Consider the following 19891-nt stretch of genomic DNA (forward strand, 5'->3'; position numbering starts at 1 on the left):
TTTACCTTTTCATGAATGCCATCAAAGATGGCAAATTGTACTGCGGTTGTGAGCGTTAGTGCGGACATTTTATCCTCCTTTTTAAAGCTTACCATTTATTGACAAAATGTAAAATATATGTTAATATGATATTATCTCGCGGGTATCGTATAATGGTTATTATCTCAGTTTTCCAAACTGATGACGGGGGTTCGATCCCCCCTACCCGCTCCAAGAAAAAGTCAGGACTCGTTCCTGTTTTTTTCTTGTAACGATATAGAGAGGGTGGGATCGAATGTCGGAGCTATCGTTTGGATAGCAATAGGGCGAGCCAAACAAGCGAGGCGGGCCTGCGAGCGTGGAGGCGGAAGCCGACGCGACTTGTAGACGAACCCCCTACTCGCTCCATCAAAAAACCCGAGTTTATCTCGGATTTTTAAATATTACTTATTCCTGATTCCTGCTATACCACTAATGGCAGTTGTTCCAACTCTACTTCTTTCCCTGTTATTATTTGTTCAATACGGTGCGTGCCGTGAGTCGGAGCCTCAATATATCCGTTCCAAGCCATACGCGCTAAGGCGCCACTATTTACCCAATCAAACAGCCATTCATTTGCATATTGTGGATCAAGCTGGTCAACGCCTCCACCAATCTGTTGAAGCCAAAGCCGATTAAATTCTTCTTGGGAACCAATAACCGGCGCCATAATGATAGGTATGCCGGCTCCAGTATAAAAGGATAGCTCTGATGGCTTAGTCCACAGTATATCGGTAGTTCGTAATAGTTTTGTAAACTCTTTAAAATATTCTGGACGTGTGCGTTCTACTATTATATTAATACCTTTGCCGTGATTTCTTTTTAGACCTAGTTTTTTTATTTCTGTTTCAAAGTATTTTGCCAATCCTTTTCTTGTGCCGGCTACAAGATTAATCTGTATTTGGTTGCGCTTTATTTTTTCTCTCAAACTTTTTATAATTTCTATACCCAAGCGTCTTTGCGCGCCGGCTCCGCCAACGGCAAAAGTGAGTGTCAGTGGTCTTTTAACTCGTCCACAAGTTTTTAATGAATTTCCAAAATGGCTTTTTAATATTTTTTCATATCTTGCTCGGAAGACTCCATTTGGATCCAGGTTGCAAAAGCGATCGAGCATGTCGCGTTTTACAATTTCTGCATTAGATCCGCCAATAAGTTCTTTTGGAATTGGAAATCCGGTAAAATATATATTTTCTTCACGCACACCATAAAGTTTTAAACGTTCTACAACTCTTCCACAAGGCGCGAAATACTTTATTCTGCTTCTTTTTGCGTCTTGGCTTACCCATGCGCGTGAAAAATCCGCATCACAAATAATACAGTATATTTCTCCTGGGTAATTATAAAGTTCTGCGGCAAAAGAAGGAATAAAAAAAGTGGAAACAAAAGGTAGACGTTGCTCGGCTTCCGTTAAATCATCAACAAGCGCTTTGCCGATATTATTTTTTTCAATAAAACGAAAAGTTCCTTTTAGTTGGATGCTTGGTTCGGACAGGTCGCGTCTCGGATAAAAATTTGGGATCTCTTGGATTTTGTCCATTATTCCGAAAGCAATATCTCCAATTATAGGAATTGGTTTTAAGCACGAGACTGCTTCATATAATTTACGTGATTCCTGCCAGCTTTTTTTTTCTTCTTTTGGGATACCTTTATAGCTGTTAGCGATTATATAATCACCCCCTGCGGCAATATCACGTAAGGCGTAAGCGGCGCGCTCATGCCCATAACCCATATTTACAGAGATAATCCAGGCTTTTTTGTATCGTTTGTCTTTCTTTTTAAATTCTGATGCTTTCGTCATATATTTGTTTAAGTTTAGTTATTTATATAATATCATTTTTTTATCTGCTAAGCCAATAGAGAAGGGTATTTGATAAATTATCGTTGATCTGATATAATTAGACTATCTAAATATTATACTATCTAAGTATGTTTAAAGACGAGAAACAGCTTGAAGAATTTATTTTTTTGATATATTCTACAAAGAAGCGGTTATGGGAGAGTTTAAACATGCAGGGTGTGGACGTAAATTCTGCCATACGCTTTGCTTCCTTGCAATTTATAATTGAAAAGGAAAAGCCGACAATGAAAGACTTGGCAAGTTTTTTACATATAAAACCGCCATCAGCAACGATACTCATTAATGGTTTAGTTCGTTTCGGGTTTATTAAGAGGAAGAGTGATACAAAGGATCGTCGCATAACACGCTTAAGAATTACCGAAAAAGGAAAAGATTATTTTGATAAAACACTTAAAAAAATGAGTAATAATGTACGCACTATTTTTACCAAGCTTTCTGAGCAAGAAATAGGCGAACTTATTAAAATATTAAAAAAACTTTACTATGCAACAACAAAATAGTGATTTTTCAGACAAAGGAGGAGACATGGAGGATATAGAACAAAAGAAGTCTTTTTTAAAAAGACCTAAGGTTTTTATTCCTATTTTAGTAATTTTAGCTGGTATTATAGCGGTTAGTATTTATTTTAGCGTTACTAAAAAAACCGAATATAACTATGCCGAAGTTAAAAAAGGAACAATATTGCAGGAAGTTAGTATAACGGGAAGGGTAAAACCAGCTGAAAGTGTTGATTTGGCTTTTGAGCAAGGAGGCAAAATAGGCAGAGTCAATATTAACATCGGGGATAAGGTTTATAAAGGACAAACCCTTGTAACCCTGGATAATTCTTCTATTCTTGCTCAGCTTTCGCAAGCAGAAGCAAATTTATCTGCGGAAAAAGCAAGACTCGATGAACTTAAAAAAGGAACTAGACCTGAAGAAATACAGCTCGCCGATACAACTTTAAATAATGCTAAAACGCAGGCTTATGTTGATTTGCAAAACGACTATGATGCCGCGCTTACAGCAATACAAGAGGCAGTCGTAAAAGGAAAGAATGCCATATTAGATTTAACCGATTTGCAGTTTAAGTATTTTACTGGAAACGAACAAGATGATTTAGAAATATCTGACGCTAAAAGAGAAGCGGTTTTGTCTCTTTTGGGACAATCTAATGCTGGTCGCCTGGGAACGGAATCAATCAGTAAGCTAACCGGTGGAGCGTATGGCTCTGTTCAGATAGCTGTGCAAAATCAAACTCATGAAAATATAGACAAAGCACTTACAGAAACTTTGGATGGATTACAAAAGGTGATGCTTGCCTTAAATGCAGTTCCTATAAAATCGGAATTTTTATCAACGGAAAAAGTTGATCTTTCTACCAATAAAACAACTATTGGCGCAAGCGTTACAACGGTTTCTTCAAAAGAACAGGCAATTGCAACACAAAAAGTAACAAATGCAAACAATATACAATCTGCCGAAGATAACCTCGCGCTTAAAAAAGCTGGCTCTACTCCAGAGCAAATCGCCGCTCAATTCGCAAAAGTAAGTTCAAGCGAAGCAAGCGTTCAGAATATTAAAGCCCAACTAAGTAAAACTATAATTTTTTCTCCTATAGGTGGTGTAGTTACAAAGCAGGATGCCAAGGTGGGAGAGATTGTTTCTACAAATGTAATTCTTGTATCTTTAATTTCTGCGTCTAATTTTGAAATAGAGGCGTATATACCGGAGGTAGATGTATCAAAGGTGACAAAAGGAGATGTTTCCACAATAACCCTTGATGCTTATGGAAAAGAAACAGATTTTATGGCATCTGTCGTTTCTATTGATCCGGCAGAAACGGTTATAGAAGGAGTGGCCACATACAAAACCATTCTACAATTTAATGAAAATGATGACAGGATAAAATCTGGAATGACTGCCAATATTGATATCCAGACCGAAATAAAAGACGATGTACTCAAAGTGCCGGCGCGTGCCGTTTATACAAAAGATGGAAAAAGATATATTGAAGTATTAGATGGTGAGAATAAAAAAGAGGTTGAGATAAAAACCGGGATTAGAGGATCCGAGGGTGATATTGAAGTTTTGGAAGGATTGAAAGAAGGAGAGAAAGTAATATTATAAGTGTTTAGTGCCTAACGGATAGTGTTTGGGGTAAAATAAATTATTGCGATAAAGCGTATATTATTAATTTTACTAAAATACTAATCGCTTTACGCTACGCTCTATTATGGCTTTATTCGAAATAAATAATCTTACAAAAGTATATAATGCTGATAAAGAAGAAGCAAAAACCATTGCCCTTAATGGCATAACTTTTAATATAAAAAAAGGTGAATTTGTATCTATTATGGGTCCTTCTGGTTCTGGGAAATCTACCCTACTTCATATGCTTGGTTTTTTAGATAAACCAACAAAAGGAACATATGATTTTGATGGTAAAAGTATATACGAATATAACGAAGATCAAATTGCCCATTTGCGTAATAAAAAAATGGGTTTTGTTTTTCAAGCATTCAATCTTTTGCCACGTACATCAGTTTTTGAAAATGTAAAACTTCCTTTAATATATTCTAACGTTAAAGAAAAAGAGTGGAATGCACGTGTAAAAAAAGCGATTAAATCAGTTGGCTTGGAACACCGTATGAATCATGAACCCTCAGAACTCTCCGGTGGAGAGAAACAGCGTGTTGCTATTGCCAGAGCGCTAATAAATAAACCGGAAGTTCTTTTTGCCGACGAACCGACAGGAAATCTGGATACAAAATCAGGTCGGCAAATTATGGAACTCTTGCAAGACTTAAATGAAGAGGGACATACCGTTATTTTAATTACGCACGAAACCTATACCGCAGAACATGCAGAACGAATTTTATTTTTACGTGATGGAAAATTAGAGTTTGACAGGCAAGTAAATAATAGAAAACACGCAAGAGAAGATTTTAAAAAATAAAAAATATGAAATTAAAGTACATAGCTAAGATTGCGATAAGCGCATTGCGAACAAATAAATCAAGATCAGCTTTGACTATCTTGGGCATTGTTATCGGCATTACTTCTATTATGATAATTATGTCTTTAGGTAAGGGCGCACAAAATTTGATTATTGGCGAAATACAGGGAATTGGCTCAAAAACAATCGCTATTTTACCGGGTAGAAAACCGGAGGGATTTTCCGACACTTCTATGGTGAGCTCGCTTTTTAGTGATTCATTAAAAGAGCGCGACGTAGATGCTTTAAGCAAGAAAAGCAACGTTCCTCATGCAGCCAAAATAATTCCTATTGTTTTTGGAAATGAAACATTGGGTTATGGAAATGAGATATATAGGTCAACGGTAATTGGCTCCAGTGAAGAGATTACTGAGATTTATGATATTGATGTTGAAGATGGTTCTCTTTTTACCAAAGATGACGTTCTCGCCCGTTCTGACGTTGTTATTATTGGGCATAAAATTAAAGAAGAGCTTTTTGGGCAGTCTGATGCAGTGGGTGAAAAAATAAAGATTAAAGGAAAAAACTTTCGTGTTATTGGTGTTCTTCCGCATAAAGGAGAAGCCTCTTTTATGAATTTTGATGAAACAGCTCTTACGCCTTATACTACTGCCCAGACTTATATATTAGGCATTAAGCATTTTCAACGTTTAGTGGTGGAAGCGGATAGTGAAGAAAATGTAGATATAACGGTTAAAGATATTGAGGCTACTTTACGTGCGATGCACAATATTACAGATTTGGATAAGGATGATTTTTATGTAAATACTCAAGCCGACTTATTGGAAACAATTAGTACGGTAACTAATGTTCTAAAATTCTTTTTAGCGGCAGTGGCGGCAATATCTTTAATAGTGGGAGGCATTGGCATTATGAATATTATGCTTGTTTCTGTTACAGAGCGTACGCGTGAAATCGGACTTCGCAAGGCAATTGGCGCGACAGAAAATAATGTTCTAACCCAATTTTTAATGGAGTCTATTGCGCTCACTTTGACAGGTGGAATAATTGGAATACTTTTGGGAACCGGGTTTTCTTTTCTTTTAGCATATGGGTTAAGTTATGCTCTTGGTTCGCCATGGCTTTTTAGCTTTCCATGGGATGCTGTGCTTTTGGGTGTGGGAGTATCGGGAATAGTTGGTCTTGTATTTGGTATTTATCCGGCTAAAAAAGCTGCCTCTAAAAGTCCGATTGAGGCATTACGTTTTGAATAATTATCAATAAAATAATTTTACTAAAAAACCGTGCGCTCGCACGGTTTTTTAGTAAATGTCAAAAATGATATAATTATTTTTTTGGAGTTTAGGATACGCTTTAGGTAGGCAGTAATAAAAATAACAAATAAAGTAATTATTACAGCGTATGAAAATTTTGCGATAAGAGTGTTTTTATCCAATGGGAATATATATTCAATCAAAGCCTTGATTGCTTCATTCCATGCAAGACCGGCAACTAAACTAAAGGCTGCGATAAGATAGGTCGCAGATGTTTCTCTTATATTTTGTTTAAATTTATTTTTTGTCATATTTATATTATTTTATACAATTATTAAATTGTTGAACTTGCTCATTATATGTATCAGCGAGAACTTTAACAGCGTCATATATGCTATTGTATTCTAAAAGAATAGCATTATATTGGTCAACCTTTTTATTGTATTCTTCTTTTGTCATTTTATTTTTTGACTTTAATATTTTTTGTAGTTCTAAGAGTTGATTCTTTAGATTATTTAGTTCTGCGTCATAGCCGATGACTCTATTTTTCAATGTTTCGTCCGGCATAGAGCAATCGGACAACGGTCTACCGAAATGCTGAACTGCCATCCACGTTTCTTTTCCCTGATATGTAGCTTTTATGACCGCAATTCCAATTTCTGTATAACTTGGATTTAATATATTTGCTTTATGTCCTGGACTAGCCATCCATCCATTTACAAGCGCCTCGTCATTTTGAAAATTTCCTAATGCCAGATTTTCCCCGATGATTATAAATTCGTATCCTTCTTTGTTAACCCAATATCCGGCATCTTCGCCTGTTGGGGAAGTATGCTCAAAATATTGCTGAGCAAACATATCTTTCGCTTTTAATGTGGCTGAGGCGTTTAGTATCACGCTTTGTTTTAATGGAGCTTTCCCATTTTTTTCGCGGTAATAATTTGTCCAATAAAACACCCCGATAGCAGTTAATTGCGATTCGGAGGCATCTTCTTTTTTTATTAGCGGTTCTGAAGTAATTATTTTTTGAACATTGCTTAAACTAATTTCTTTGGTAAAGTCGGGAACCGTAGGGATTTTATTAAATAATACAAAAAGAGTATCTTTAAATAAAAATATAATGCCTATTGAAATCGCCAATAAAAAAATGATTAGAAAAACTTTTCTAAATTTTATTAAAGGGCTATTTATGTATTTTATTTTTGAAATTTTGTTTAGCATATTCGGAGATACTATTATTATATCAGAAAATTCTGTTTGATATGAAAAAACCGCATTAGTGCGGTTTTATATATTTAGTATGAGAGAGTAATGGTTTTCGTGCCAATTTCTGCAAAATTTTGATTTATCCATTTTGCATCATCTGTAAATACGCGAACGCATCCATGGCTTGCGTGTTTACCCACCATCTTAGAAGATCCATGAAAACCATAGCCGTGAATTTCAAATTGAGAAAACCATGGCATTGGCGCGCAAGGATTATTTTTTCTTCCACAACCGATAGGATAAATATGGGAACGTGAATCGTCATCGCCTTTTTTGACAATACGCCAAATACCAACGATCGTTCTACACTTTCTCCATGTATCAGGGCACCTATCCATTCCACCTAGTGCCGGGCCCCAACGTAAAAGCTTTCCATTTGGCAAATATGCCGCCCAAGCTAAAAGTTTTGGATTAAAGATTAGTATCTTTTCTTTCGGCGGATTTATCCAGGGTAAAAAAGGAGAAAAATCAGCAAGCTGTTTATTTTTTTCTTTTGGCAAGGCAATGGGCATACCTTTTTTTAGTGGAATATTTAGACGGTTTAGTTTCATTATAAAAGTGCGGTATTCTTCATTTGGAAATAGTTCTTCCCATGTTTCCGGAACATTCTTTTTTATAATTTTTTTTCTGTGCTTTTCTTGTATTATTTTTTCTTTTATAATAATACAGTCAAATATTCTTTCCTGGCATAACTTATAGCCGATAGTGTCGCAGTAGGGAATTTTTTGATTTTTGGCCATGTCGGCGAATAGGACGGAATTTGAAAGAACGAAAAGGATTGCGAGGATTATTTTGAGCATGTGGTTATTTTTACCTCCGCATGACTCTGGATATATATGGTATCTTTAAGTTAATTTTTTGTCAATTTTGAAAGCTATTATAAGAACTTGCCAAAAATTAAAAAATATGTTAATATACTACATATAATTATACCCTTTGGTGGGCACAAGGGCGTGTAGCTCAGTTGGGTAGAGCCTGCCCGCCGGCAGGCGCAGTCTAATTATTATCATTAAAAATTTGTAGCTTCTGGTGGGCGCAAGGGCGTGTAGCTCAGTTGGTTAGAGCGCAGTCCTGATAAGACTGAGGTCGATGGTTCGAATCCATCCACGCCCACCAGAGGAAGAAAAAAAGCAAATTTTAATATATAACTTAGATTAAGACTGAGGTCGATAGTTCTAATCCGTCCACGCCCACCAGAGAGTATAATAATTATGCCGGGGTAGCTCATCGGTAGAGCGCAGCCCTGAAAAGGCTGGCGTAGGCGGTCCGACTCCGCCCCTCGGCACCATAGAGAGTGTTATTTTTATAGTGCTTTCTATCTTCGGGCTGTAGCGCAGTTGGCTAGCGCACCTCGTTTGGGACGAGGGGGTCGTGAGTTCGAGTCTCACCAGCCCGATTCAAAAAACATCTTCTATAGGTGTTTTTTGATTTTTTTGGTAAATTTAGTATGATGGTAACATATGGATTTGAAAAAAATAGAAAAAATTTTGAAAGACGAACCAAAATATCGCCTGACCCAAGCCATGGATTTTGTATTTAAGAATTTTGGTGAAAGTTGGGGGGCAAGCAATTTGCCCAAAGATATAAAAGAAAAGTTGGAAAAAGAAGCCTCCTTAAAAATAGAAGCAAAAATATTTTGGGCAAATGATAATAAATCATCAAAAGCGGTTATAAACCTTAAGGATGGAAAAAGAATAGAAGCGGTTTTGATGAAGCACAAAGATAGAAACACTGTTTGCGTTTCTTCTCAGGTTGGTTGTCCCATGGCTTGCGCTTTTTGCGCGACAGGAAAAATGGGTTTTGAAAGGAATCTTTTTGCAGAAGAAATTTTAGAGCAAGCGCTTTTTTTTGCCCGTCTTCTAAAAGAAGATGGTGAACGTGTAAGTAATATTGTTTTTATGGGTATGGGAGAGCCGATGCTAAATTTTGAAGAAGTCATGAAGGCCGCAAAATTTTTTAATGAAAAAATGGAAATTGGTGCGCGAAAAATTTCTATCTCAACTTGTGGTATAATCCCGGGAATTAAGAAGCTGGCGGATCTAAAAAGACAATATAATCTTGCTTTATCTCTTCATGCGCCAAGCGACCGTTTGCGTGGAGAACTGATGCCGATAAATAAAAAATATAAAATAGCCGATATTTTGGAAGCGACAAGTGATTATATGAATAAAACAGGGCGCAAAGTTTTAATTGAATATATTTTGTTTAAAGGAATTAATGATTCAATAATTCATGCCGAAGAACTTGCTGATATTTTGAAAAAGAATTTAAAGGGACCTTTTGTAGTTAATTTAATTTTATATAATAAAACCACGGGCGGATTTTTGCCTTCAGAAAAAAATGAAGTTAATTCTTTTAAAAAAGAATTAGGAAGAAATGGAGTAGAAGCAACAGAAAGATACAGATTTGGTAGGGGGATTGAAGGCGCCTGCGGACAATTAAGAAAAAATAATGAAGAGAATGACAACTTTTTCGATTAAAAATAAAAATTTTAATTTATTTTCACAATACTTATTTATAAAACCGCCATATCAGCGGTTTTATAAATAATGGTATAATAGATCTATTCATTAAGAAATATTATTATGAAATATAATTTTTTAATTTTAGGTGGAGCTGGTATGCAAGGCAAAATCGTTGCCAAGGATCTGTTGTTAAATAAACATTCGGTTTTTTTAGCCGATTTATACAAAGAGGGTCTAGATAAGTTTTTAAAAAATAAAAATGTCAGTTTTGAGTTTATAGATCTTCGTAATATTAAAAAAACCATTAAGCTTATAAAAAAAACAAATCCCGAAGTGATTATAAATTGTGCTGAGGGAGATTGGAACATTAATGTTTATAAAGCAGCATTAGCGACAAAAAAACACGTTATTGATTTGGGCTCAGAGATTCCAATGACAGAAGAACAGATAAAAATGGATTCACTTTTTAATAAAGCGGGGCTCACTGCCATTACGGGATGTGGCTCAACTCCCGGCATAAATAATATCATGCTCCACTATGCTCATTTATTATTTGACACTTTAGAAACAGTTGAAGCTGGATTTGCTTGGGACTCTAATATAAAAAAATTTGTTGTGCCTTTTTCCATACAGAGTATCATTGAAGAATTTACTGACCCAGCGCTAATTGTAGAGAATGGAAAATGGATTAAAAAAATTCCTCTTCTAAACATTGAAAAAAGAAAATTTAGAAAGATAGGCGAACAGGAGTGTTTTTTTGTACGTCATCCAGAAACATTTACCTTCTATTATTATAATAAAAAAGACGGAATAAAAAACATAAGGTTTTATGCGGGGTTTCCCAAACACTCATCAGATGTTATCCGTAATTTTATTGAAACTGGTCTAGGTAGTAAAAAAGAAGTTGAGGTAGAAGGAAAGAAAATAAAACCCGTAGATATGTTAAGTCAATCGTTACGTGGATTGGGGTATCCAAAGGGCTATAAAGAATGGGAAAATTTATGGGTTAATATTTGGGGAGAAAAAGATGGTAAAAAAAAGAAAATTATAATGGAATGTATTGTAAATCCTTTGCCTGGATGGGATGATGCAGGATGCAATATTGATACCGGGATGCCGGCATCAATTATAGCGCAGATGATAAAAGACAAAAGAATTATTATGCGAGGAAGCTTTGCTCCTGGTCCAGCAGTTCCGTATAAAGAATTTTTTAGAGAACTGAGAAAAAGAAAAATGATTGTTTATAGAAATGGAAAAATAATAAATTAAGAAACAAAAAATCCCACGTTATGCGGGATTTTTTGTTTAGATTTTTAGTATCTATTTCTTCCTCCGAAATCGCCTCTTGGCTTTCTTTCTGTCATTGGACGAGCTTCGTTAACGGTGATTGCTCTTCCTTCGATTTCTGTTCCGTTCAAGTCGTCAATGGCTTTTTGAGCTTCTTCGTCTGTAGACATTTCTACAAAACCAAAGCCTTTGCTTCTGCCAGAGAATTTGTCGGAAATAACGTTTGCTGATTCTACTTTTCCTGCTTGGCTAAAAAGTTCTTTTAGCTCATCAGCAGTTGCAGAATATGGCAAGTTACCGACATAAAGTTTCTTTCCCATGAAATTTGGTGCGTGTGGATATTACTCACTAAAACGCACTAACTTATTTATAAATGCTTATCCGACCACGCACCGTTTGAGGTGCAAATAAGACACTTATATCTTAGCATACTTTAATTAATTTGTCAAGTTAAATTAGCTCTATCCGAGCACGTAATAGGCTTATATTTTGCTATTTGAGCCTAATATGTTTATAATGAATTAAGTGTATATTTCTTAATATTTAAGTAAAAACATATGGAAATGCCAAAACCAAGCAAAAAAGAGCAAGAAGCTATAAATAGAGCTTCTGCCGAACATCTGAAGCGTATCAACATAGAGCTTCCTGAGGGACAGGAAGAAGATATAAATGATGACATACCAATTGATATAGAATTGCCATCTGATATTTCTAGAGACGCTGCTTCAGAAGAGTATTCAAAAAGAACAGATAGGTTAAATGAAAAGAAGATTAAGGGGTCCAAGTAAGAATTAGAATAAATTAGTAATATTTTAAAACAAAAAACACCTATTATAGTTCTCGCAAAAGCAAGAATTATAATAGGTGTTTTTTGTTTTGTGACTTTCTATATAGTAACAGGAAATCGAATCTGACATTCCGATAAATCGGAATGACGACCTAGAGTATGGTCTTGATTCAAGAATCAAAACGTCATTATACTCCTGAAAGGAGGTGATCCATCCACAGCTTCCGCTACGGATGCCTTGTTACGACTTCATCCCTATTATCACGCCTACCGTGGGCCCTAATTGGGACTTCGGGTATTCGCGACTCTCTTGATGTGACGGGCGGTGAGTACAAGACCTGAGAACGTATTCAACGCAACGAGGCTGATTTGCGTTTACTAGCGATTCCAACTTCATGAGGTCGAGTTTCAGACCTCAATCCGAACTGAGACCGATTTTGATGGGATTGGCTCCGTCTTACGACTTGGCTGCCCATTGTATCGGCCATTGTAGCATGCGTGTGGCCCAGGACGTAAGGGCCATGCTGATTTGACGTCGTCCCCACCTTCCTCCCCGTATCCCGGGGCAGTCTGCTGTGAATATTTAACACAGCACGGGGGTTGCGCTCGTTACCCCAATTAAGGGAACAGCTCACGCCACGAGCTGACGGCAACCATGCAGCACCTGTCTAGCACCTTCGAAAGAGTCCTAATCTCTTAGGATTTGCAGCTAGATGTCAAGCCCTGGTAAGGTTCCTCGCTTATCGTCGAATTAAACCGCATGCTCCACCGCTTGTGCAGGTCCCCGTCTATTCCTTTGAGTTTTAGCCTTGCGGCCGTACTCCCCAGGCGGAGTGCTTAACGCGTTAGCTTTTTTAAACGGCACTCAGAGGGTCGATACTCTGAATACCTAGCACTCAACGTTTACGGCGTGGACTACAGGGGTATCTAATCCCTTTCGCTCCCCACGCTTTCGTCCATGAGCGTCAGAACTGTTCTAGCAAGCTGCCTTCGCCTTTGGTGTTCCTGCCGATATTAACACATTTTACCGCTACACCGGCAGTTCCGCTTGCCTCTCCCAGTCTCTAGTCTGACAGTATTTTTAGCGTATCCCCGGTTGAGCCGTGGTCTTTCACTAAAAACTAATCAAACAGCCTGCGGACGCTTTACGCCCAGTAAATCCGGATAACGCTTGGGGTCCTCGTATTACCGCTGCTGCTGGCACGAGGTTAGCAACCCCTTATTCCTCTGGTACCGTCATTTGTTCGTCCCAGAGAAAAGCAGTTTACACCCCGAAGGGCGTCTTCCTGCACGCGGCGTCGCTCCATCAGCCTTTCGGCCATTGTGGAAGATTCTTGACTGCAGCCTCCCGTAGGAGTCAGGGCAGTGTCTCAGTCCCCATGAGGCGGGCCACGCTCTCACGCCCGCTACCCGTCGTAGTCTTGGTGGGCCATTACCTCACCAACAAACTGATGGGCCATAAGTCCCTCTCATACCGCCGGAGCTTTACTCCGCAACACTTGTGTGAGCGGAGTCCATCGAGTATTAGTCCAAATTTCTCTGGGTTATTCTCGAGTATGAGGTAGGTTACCAATGTGTTACTCTCCCGTCTGCCGGTTCCCCCGAAGGGGTCCCTCGACTTGCATGCCTTAGACACGCCGCCAGCGTTCATCCTGAGCCAGGATCAAACTCTCTTAAAAGTTTTTGTATCCGAAAATACATTTAGTTTATACTCCTACCATTGTCCTCGAAGGATAAGGCAAGAGGTTCAAATTAAATTGAATAGACGACTTCCTGCTACTATACAAAAAGTCATTTTGGTGGATTTAAGATTTCTGATTTATTTTTCAGATTTCTTAATAATCTACTAAATTGTCAAAGTCCTTTATAGCTTAAGCTATAAGCTTTAAGCAATAAGTTTTATTGATTAAAGTTTATAGCTTTTTGGGCGTAAAAAAAACAGAATTCCATATTTGAAATTACTGTTTTCCTGCCAGTTTCCGTCAGTTGACGGACTTGGAAAGCAATCAGTTGTAAGTCTATGTTTTAATGAAAGTTTTGTAGGTTAATTTAACTTATCTATATCTTACTATAATTTAAAAAACCTGTCAAGTATTATATTATTACAAATAAAAAGAAGTGTCAAGGATTTTAAAATGGCTAAAATTAAACAAAAAAATGCCTCGATTTAGTGTCGGGGCGAAGCAATTTTTGCCTTACTCAGGGCGTCTGGGACTACCGCCACAACAATGGGCGACGTGTGGAATCGTGAATCGGTTCATATGGCCTCCTTTCTGTTAAATAATAATATAACATATAAATTAGTTTTCGTCAAGAGAGATTAGCTTTATGGCCGTTATTTGCTGTTTTTTATTCGCCATTCTTTTATTTTTTTATGATCGCCAGATAAAAGAACTTTTGGGACGGTGAGTTTTTTATTTTTATTGTTTTTTTTATATTCAAAAATTTCCGGTTTTGTATATTGAGGATATTCAAGACAGGGTTTATCAGTTAGCGTTGAGCGGGTAGTCAAGGAAAATGATTCTTCTTTTAATGATTCTTCTGCGATGACACCGGGAATAAGCCGAATAACAGTATCGGAAATAACAAGCGCTGGCAGTTCGCCACCAGTTAGCACATATTCGCCGATTGATATTTCTTCATCAACAAATTTTTTGATTCGTTCGTCAACTCCTTCATATCTTCCACAGACAAAAGTCAGCTCGTCGTATTTTGATAGGCGTTTTGCATCTTTTTGCATAAAGATTTTTCCTTTTGCAGAAAGTAATACTATTCTATTTTTTTTCTTTGTTTTCAAAGTTTTTAATGCTTCATAGATTGGTTCTGCTTTCATCACCATTCCAGCACCTCCGCCATAAGGAGCGTCATCAACTTTATGATGTTTATCGCTTGTAAAATCGCGGATATTTATAACATCAAATTTAGCCAGTTTTTTATTTTGCGCGCGTTTAAGAATACTCTCATTGATATAAGAGTCAAAAATATGCGGAAAGATTGTAAGAAAGTTTATTTTCATATTTTTATTATAACATTTTAGATAACAAAAACCACAAGTAATATGTGGTTTTTGTTTTTTGTTTTCAATTGAATTAGATATTCAAGTCATCTACAGCCGATGTATCAACATCAACATCTGCTCTAGGAGCTCTGCGTCCGCCTTCCGGCTCAACAATTTTTAGGTTGACACGTGCATTGTTCTTTGTGCCAACGATTTTGAGCAAAGTTCTGATGGCGCGAGCTGTCTGACCTTGTCTGCCGATAACAAAACCCATATCTGCTGGGCTGATGTGCAAGCTTAAAAGCACACCTCTTTCGTCAACCAATCTTTCAGACTTAACATCTGATGGGTTGCCGACGATTGACTTTACGACAAACTCTAGAAACTCTTGGTCTTGATATTTTTCTGCCATACTTGTTTCTTTTCGTCATTAATTTTTCAGGTTGCCGACCGGTCTCTCCGCAGAGCGAAGGAGCAACCTGCTATAAATATCTTAATACATTTTATTTTTTTTGTCAATATATTTTTTTGATTTATTTGCTTATTTTACTAAAAAATGCCTCTTTTTGAGGCATTAATTCAATATTTCCAAACATTTTTTTTGATTATTGTAGCGCATCAGACCTACTTCTTTGTGACCATCTTTATAAAATTTACAAATTACAAAACCATATATTTCACTTTTTTTTGGTAGAAATTGATTGCTGGTTTTTTTATGGAAGACTTTTCGCACAGTCCAGATATATTTGGAGATTTTTTCTATAAATCTGAATCGTCGCCAGGTCAACTTTGGTCGGGGAAATGATGCTCTATTTATTTCGCACCAACCTCCGGGATTTATGTATGTGCCGTACCTTGTAGTTTCTTGATGATGTTCGTGCAGATGCCCGCTTACCACAATATCAATATCTCTATTATGTTTTAGGAGCTCCCTAAAGTAATCGGTAGAGTCTTGTCCGCGGATTTTATTTAATACAGTAGTTAGCATTGCCTGAAGGCTGAAACTAAAAAGTTTAAATAAACTATGCTCTTTTCTAACCCACCATCTTTTTGAGAAGCGATGTCGGAATGGAAAGAAAAGCCAGGTTATAGTTGCATAAATCGTAAACCACCAATTTTTATAAAATGATAGATATATATACCAGTGTGGCTCTAAACGTCCAATCCAATAATTTCCTTTACACCAGAAAGTATCAGACGCTAATCGGTTAGCTAACTCAAGCAAATGATTTCCATATGGATGATTTAAGATTGGTTTTTGAAGGGGCTGTCCCAATCTACGCGTTAAAAAAATCTTTTTAGGCATTGCACAGTGAGGCTCACAATTATTGCCATGCTCAAATAAAACTTTAGATTTTTTTTCTTCAAAAGAAAAAGAGATGCGATTTGATGCGTCTTGTTTTCCTGCTTGAGTTAACTTCTCTGTTAGCATTTCTTTTATAAGGAGTTGTACTCTTCCCCAAGCTAAAGAGACGTCATGATTTCCGATAAAGAATTTTATTTTTCCGTAGTTTAGAAAAAGCTTTAATGCATCTATAACTTTTGGATGAGCATTAAATATTTTTTTGATTTTTTGCATTGAAGCTTCTTCGGTTGGCTCTGCTAATATTCGTGATTTTTTTATTTTTTGTCCTTTTTTATTGGTTTCTGTCCAGTCGTAGCTTACTGTCAAAAAATCAAATGTATCACCCAATAGAATAAGTTCCATGGGGGTCTCAGATAAGACATATTCCTTTATGATTAGCATTATACAATTAAAAAATTCTTCATCAGCTGAAAAATAATCAAGGTTATTATTTTTTCTTTCACCTAAATGTAGATCTGTAAAAACAAATCTATTTTCAGAGAGTTGTCTTTCCATTTTTTCTCCGTTTTGTTTTGTAAAGAGCTATCAAAAAATCCACAAATTACTGGGCGGTATTCTGCCCAGAATAACTGTGGATTTTTTATTCAGCCTGTTTTTCCTCAGTCTTTGTTTCAGGTGAGGAATCGGCGGTTTGAGATATTTTTTCGTTTTGAGTTTCTTTTTTTGGTGCTTCAGCAGGAGTTTCTTCTTTTGGTGCTTCAGCTTGTGGCGCTTCTTCTACTGGTTTTGCTTTTTCCGCTTCTGCCTTTTCTTTTGCTACTTTTTCCGCTTCTGCCTTTTCTTTTGCTACTTTTTCCGCTTCTGCTTTTTTCCCTTGAGCATCAGTTATTTTTCCTGCGCGTTTTTTACTTATTTTTGTAACTGTTTTCTTTTTGTCTTCCAAAATTCCATTAGCCACCAGAAGGTTATGAACGGTATCGGTCGGCTTGGCGCCAACAGATATCCAGTGCTTTATTCTCTCGGTATTTAATTTTGTTTCTTTGGAGCGGGGATTATAGTGTCCCAACATCTCCAAATAATCACCCCATGGATCTTTGGTTTTTTCTAGGACGATAATTCTATAGGTAGGCTGTTTCTTTTTGCCAAACCTAGATAATTTTATTGCTAACATAAAAAATACGAATTATTAATTGCTAAACTGAGCGCGTAATGACTATTCACTATATTAGCATAAAATTAAAAAAACGTCAAGCTCAGTGTTTTTATGAGTGTTTGTGTTTAAATTATCTATTTACCAATCCCTCAGCCTCTTCTAATTTTAAAGACAATAACTGCGATACGCCGTCATCTCCCATGGTTACGCCATAGAGAACGTCAGCAATCATCATTGTCGCCCGATTGTGCGAGATGAGGACAAATTGTGTTTTGTCGGTTAGCTGTTCTATGATTTTTGCAAAGCGGATGGAGTTTGATTCATCAAGCGCGGCATCAACCTCATCTAACACAACAAAAGGAGAGGGATTATTAGAAATAATCGCACAAATGAGGGCGATTGAGGTAAGTGCCCGTTCTCCGCCCGAGAGCATATTTACCGATTTTACTTTTTTTCCTGGGGGATTAGCAAAAATTTCTATTCCCGCGGTTGTCTCGATATCTTCCGTCTCTTTTTTTTCTTCTATCTCTTGCTCTTGTTCTTGCTCTCTCGTTTCTTCTGTTGTAGGAGTATTGGAAGAAATTTCTGTGATTTCCAGTTCTGCTTTTCCCCCGCCGAATAAAATTCCAAAATATTTTCCAAATTCCTGATTTATTTTTTTGAATGAATCGTCAAATTGTTTTTTTATTTGCTGGTCCAATTCTTTTGTGATTTCTTTTAGTTGTTTCATTGCATTCCGAAGATCATTGCTTTCAGATTCCAAAAAGTCATAACGTTCTTTTGTTTCTTTATATTCCTTGATTGTTTCCGGATCAATTCCGCCAATAAGTTCTAACTGATAGCGCAAGTTATTTATTTCTGATTCTAGCTGATAGGTATTTTCTTCTTTTTGAGGCGGAGAGGACAAAACTCTTTCTTTCCTTTCTTTTAAATGAGTTTCCATTTCTGTTTCCAGAGATTCTTTTTTTGTTTCAATACGAGCGGATTCTACTTTTAGATCATTTATGTTACGATCCAAAATATTTTTTTCTTCTATTTTGTCTCGCCAATTTCTTTGCACAATAAAAAATTCTGAAGTTTCTGTTTTTTGTTTTTGGCGGAGAGAATCCATCTCTGTTACTAATAATCTCGTCTCTTCATCTATATTTTTCATATCACGGAGGATAGCTTCCAGCGCGGTATTAAATTCTTCTGGAACCTTGATTGCTGATTCGGGATTTTTTATTTTTGCACTAAGTTCATCCATTAATCCTAATATTTTTTCTAGCCGTTCTTTCAATTTTAGGGGATTTGTTTTTTCGTCAATATTATTTATTATTTTCGTATATTCTTTAGAAATATCATCCAGCTCTATGGCAACGGTTCTAGCTGATATCTCTTTTCCACGTGATTGTTCTAGTTTGAAGGTTGCTATTTTTTGCTTGTTTAAAAATTCTTTTTCACGTAAATCATTTTTTTTATTTATCAGTTTATTATATTTTGCCTGAAGTTCTAAAAGAGCGTCAGAAGCCCCTTCTTTTTGTCGATTTGCAGATTCTTTTTGTTCAAATTTATTTTGTAATTCAGTGATTTCTTTATTTAGAGAGGATATTTTTTTACTTTTTTCTTCGATTTTATTTTTTTGTTCTGTGTATTGTTGATTTAGGCTATGCCAAAGATTACCGTAGTACACATGCTCTAAAGAATGGAGGCGTTCCTTCATTTCATCATATTTTTCCAGTTTCGAAACATGTCGCGAAAGTGTCCGCAAGCGTGGATTTATTTCCGCTAACAAAACCTCTACTTGTTTCAAATTGTCAGTGGCATTATTGAGTTTATTTATAGAGGAATGGCGTTTTATTTGAAATTGGCGCACCCCGGCTGCTTCATCAAAAAAATCTTTTCTTTCGCGGGGAGATTGTAAAAGAACTGCGTCAACCATTCCTTGTCCGATAACGCTATATGTTCTTTGTCCGAAATTTGCTTGCGCCAAAAGGAGGATTATGTCTTGTAGTCGCACCTTTTTTTTATTTAGGAAATATTCATTTTCGCCGTTTCGGTATAATCGGCGGGTTATTGCCATTTCGGAATAATCTACCGGTGCACGTCGATCCGAATTATCCAAATAGATGGTTGCTTCTGCAAAACCTGAGCGGGTTTTTCGTTCCGAACCGGAAAAAATAACATCCGCGCTTTTTTTTGCGCGCAAAAGCTTGGTGCTTGTTTCACCCAAAACCCAGCGGATAGAATCCGCCACACATGATTTACCAGACCCATTCGGTCCAACTATTGCCGTAATCCGCCGTCCGGTTTTCGGAAACTCTAAAAGAGTCTTATTGGCAAATGATTTAAATCCTTGTATTTCTAATTTATCTAAGTACATACATATATAATAATAGTAGATTTCCTGCTTATTGACAAGGTGGAAAGTATATAATACTTACCATATAGCACTTGGAGAATTATTCCCATCCCCGCCCGAAATCAGTTTTTTGCAATAAGCTTGTTATTTTATTGGAAATTTTCGGTTTGCGTCCCGTCTCTGGTGTATATACTTGACAAAAGGGTTAAATTTTGATAAAT

At 36.7% G+C, this 19891-nt stretch carries 17 protein-coding genes, 4 tRNA genes and 1 rRNA gene; 11 read left to right on the forward strand and 11 right to left on the reverse strand.

Features of this window, described 5'->3' with window-relative positions:
* The first annotated feature begins 138 nt into the window (after positions 1-138).
* Positions 139-213, forward strand: a tRNA-Gly gene (locus COU51_03080).
* Between the two features lie 229 nt (positions 214-442).
* Here the strand turns inward: COU51_03080 and COU51_03085 are convergent.
* Complete coding sequence (locus tag COU51_03085; protein PIR66503.1) at positions 443-1816, reverse strand: hypothetical protein; 1374 nt, start codon at positions 1814-1816, stop codon at positions 443-445.
* A gap of 128 nt (positions 1817-1944) precedes the next feature.
* Here COU51_03085 and COU51_03090 point away from each other — a divergent pair, with 128 nt between their 5' ends.
* The 4 genes from COU51_03090 to COU51_03105 all read left to right on the forward strand — a co-directional run bounded on the left by COU51_03090 (position 1945) and on the right by COU51_03105 (position 6067).
* Complete coding sequence (locus COU51_03090) at positions 1945-2376, forward strand: hypothetical protein (protein PIR66504.1); 432 nt, start codon at positions 1945-1947, stop codon at positions 2374-2376.
* The gene (locus COU51_03095) at positions 2360-3985 is read left to right on the forward strand and encodes a hypothetical protein (protein PIR66505.1); all 1626 of its coding nucleotides are present in this window, start codon (positions 2360-2362) and stop codon (positions 3983-3985) included. The genes COU51_03090 and COU51_03095 overlap by 17 nt, the downstream gene beginning before the upstream one ends.
* A 106-nt stretch (positions 3986-4091) precedes the next feature.
* Positions 4092-4814: a macrolide ABC transporter ATP-binding protein gene (locus COU51_03100; GenBank protein ID PIR66506.1), complete on the forward strand. Its 723-nt coding sequence runs from the start codon at positions 4092-4094 to the stop codon at positions 4812-4814.
* 5 nt (positions 4815-4819) lie between these two features.
* Positions 4820-6067, forward strand: a complete 1248-nt coding sequence (locus COU51_03105) for a multidrug ABC transporter substrate-binding protein (protein ID PIR66507.1) — start codon at positions 4820-4822, stop codon at positions 6065-6067.
* A 20-nt stretch (positions 6068-6087) separates the two neighbouring features.
* Here the strand turns inward: COU51_03105 and COU51_03110 are convergent, their stop codons facing one another.
* From COU51_03110 to COU51_03120, 3 genes are all read right to left on the reverse strand, one after another.
* Complete coding sequence (locus COU51_03110; GenBank protein PIR66508.1) at positions 6088-6378, reverse strand: hypothetical protein; 291 nt, start codon at positions 6376-6378, stop codon at positions 6088-6090.
* Positions 6379-6385: 7 nt separating this feature from the next.
* A complete protein-coding gene (locus COU51_03115; protein PIR66509.1) occupies positions 6386-7288 on the reverse strand; it encodes a hypothetical protein in 903 nt (300 codons plus the stop codon).
* Between the two features lie 74 nt (positions 7289-7362).
* A complete protein-coding gene (locus COU51_03120) occupies positions 7363-8133 on the reverse strand; it encodes a L,D-transpeptidase (GenBank protein PIR66510.1) in 771 nt (256 codons plus the stop codon).
* Positions 8134-8372: 239 nt separating this feature from the next.
* On the opposite strand from COU51_03120, the gene COU51_03125 reads away from it, so the two are divergent.
* From COU51_03125 to COU51_03145, 5 genes are all read left to right on the forward strand, one after another.
* A tRNA-Ile gene (locus tag COU51_03125) sits at positions 8373-8449 on the forward strand.
* A 97-nt stretch (positions 8450-8546) separates the two neighbouring features.
* Positions 8547-8621, forward strand: a tRNA-Phe gene (locus COU51_03130).
* 34 nt (positions 8622-8655) lie between these two features.
* Positions 8656-8729: transfer RNA gene (locus COU51_03135), tRNA-Pro, on the forward strand.
* Positions 8730-8793: 64 nt separating this feature from the next.
* Positions 8794-9813 carry a 23S rRNA (adenine(2503)-C(2))-methyltransferase RlmN gene (rlmN, locus tag COU51_03140; GenBank protein ID PIR66511.1) on the forward strand — a complete coding sequence of 340 codons (1020 nt, stop codon included), beginning with the start codon at positions 8794-8796 and terminating at the stop codon, positions 9811-9813.
* Between the two features lie 105 nt (positions 9814-9918).
* Positions 9919-11067 carry a hypothetical protein gene (locus COU51_03145; GenBank protein ID PIR66512.1) on the forward strand — a complete coding sequence of 383 codons (1149 nt, stop codon included), beginning with the start codon at positions 9919-9921 and terminating at the stop codon, positions 11065-11067.
* A 44-nt stretch (positions 11068-11111) separates the two neighbouring features.
* Here the strand turns inward: COU51_03145 and COU51_03150 are convergent, their stop codons facing one another.
* Entirely contained in the window at positions 11112-11405 is a 294-nt protein-coding gene (locus COU51_03150) for an RNA-binding protein (GenBank protein PIR66513.1), read from the reverse strand.
* A gap of 237 nt (positions 11406-11642) precedes the next feature.
* Here COU51_03150 and COU51_03155 point away from each other — a divergent pair, with 237 nt between their 5' ends.
* Positions 11643-11873 (forward strand): hypothetical protein, encoded by a 231-nt coding sequence (locus COU51_03155; GenBank protein ID PIR66514.1) that lies wholly within the window; start codon positions 11643-11645, stop codon positions 11871-11873.
* Positions 11874-12070: 197 nt separating this feature from the next.
* Here COU51_03155 and COU51_03160 read toward each other — a convergent pair.
* The 6 genes from COU51_03160 to COU51_03185 all read right to left on the reverse strand — a co-directional run bounded on the left by COU51_03160 (position 12071) and on the right by COU51_03185 (position 19691).
* Positions 12071-13545 (reverse strand): 16S ribosomal RNA (locus COU51_03160).
* A gap of 662 nt (positions 13546-14207) precedes the next feature.
* Positions 14208-14888: a tRNA (guanosine(37)-N1)-methyltransferase TrmD gene (gene trmD, locus COU51_03165; protein ID PIR66515.1), complete on the reverse strand. Its 681-nt coding sequence runs from the start codon at positions 14886-14888 to the stop codon at positions 14208-14210.
* A gap of 73 nt (positions 14889-14961) precedes the next feature.
* Entirely contained in the window at positions 14962-15282 is a 321-nt protein-coding gene (locus COU51_03170) for an RNA-binding protein (GenBank protein PIR66516.1), read from the reverse strand.
* A gap of 162 nt (positions 15283-15444) precedes the next feature.
* Positions 15445-16731 (reverse strand): hypothetical protein, encoded by a 1287-nt coding sequence (locus COU51_03175; protein ID PIR66517.1) that lies wholly within the window; start codon positions 16729-16731, stop codon positions 15445-15447.
* 85 nt (positions 16732-16816) lie between these two features.
* Positions 16817-17347 carry a 30S ribosomal protein S16 gene (gene rpsP, locus COU51_03180; GenBank protein PIR66518.1) on the reverse strand — a complete coding sequence of 177 codons (531 nt, stop codon included), beginning with the start codon at positions 17345-17347 and terminating at the stop codon, positions 16817-16819.
* A gap of 112 nt (positions 17348-17459) precedes the next feature.
* Entirely contained in the window at positions 17460-19691 is a 2232-nt protein-coding gene (locus COU51_03185; GenBank protein PIR66519.1) for a hypothetical protein, read from the reverse strand.
* Positions 19692-19891: the final 200 nt, after the last annotated feature.

The organism is Parcubacteria group bacterium CG10_big_fil_rev_8_21_14_0_10_36_14, from assembly GCA_002772895.1.
Taxonomy (GTDB): domain Bacteria; phylum Patescibacteriota; class Patescibacteriia.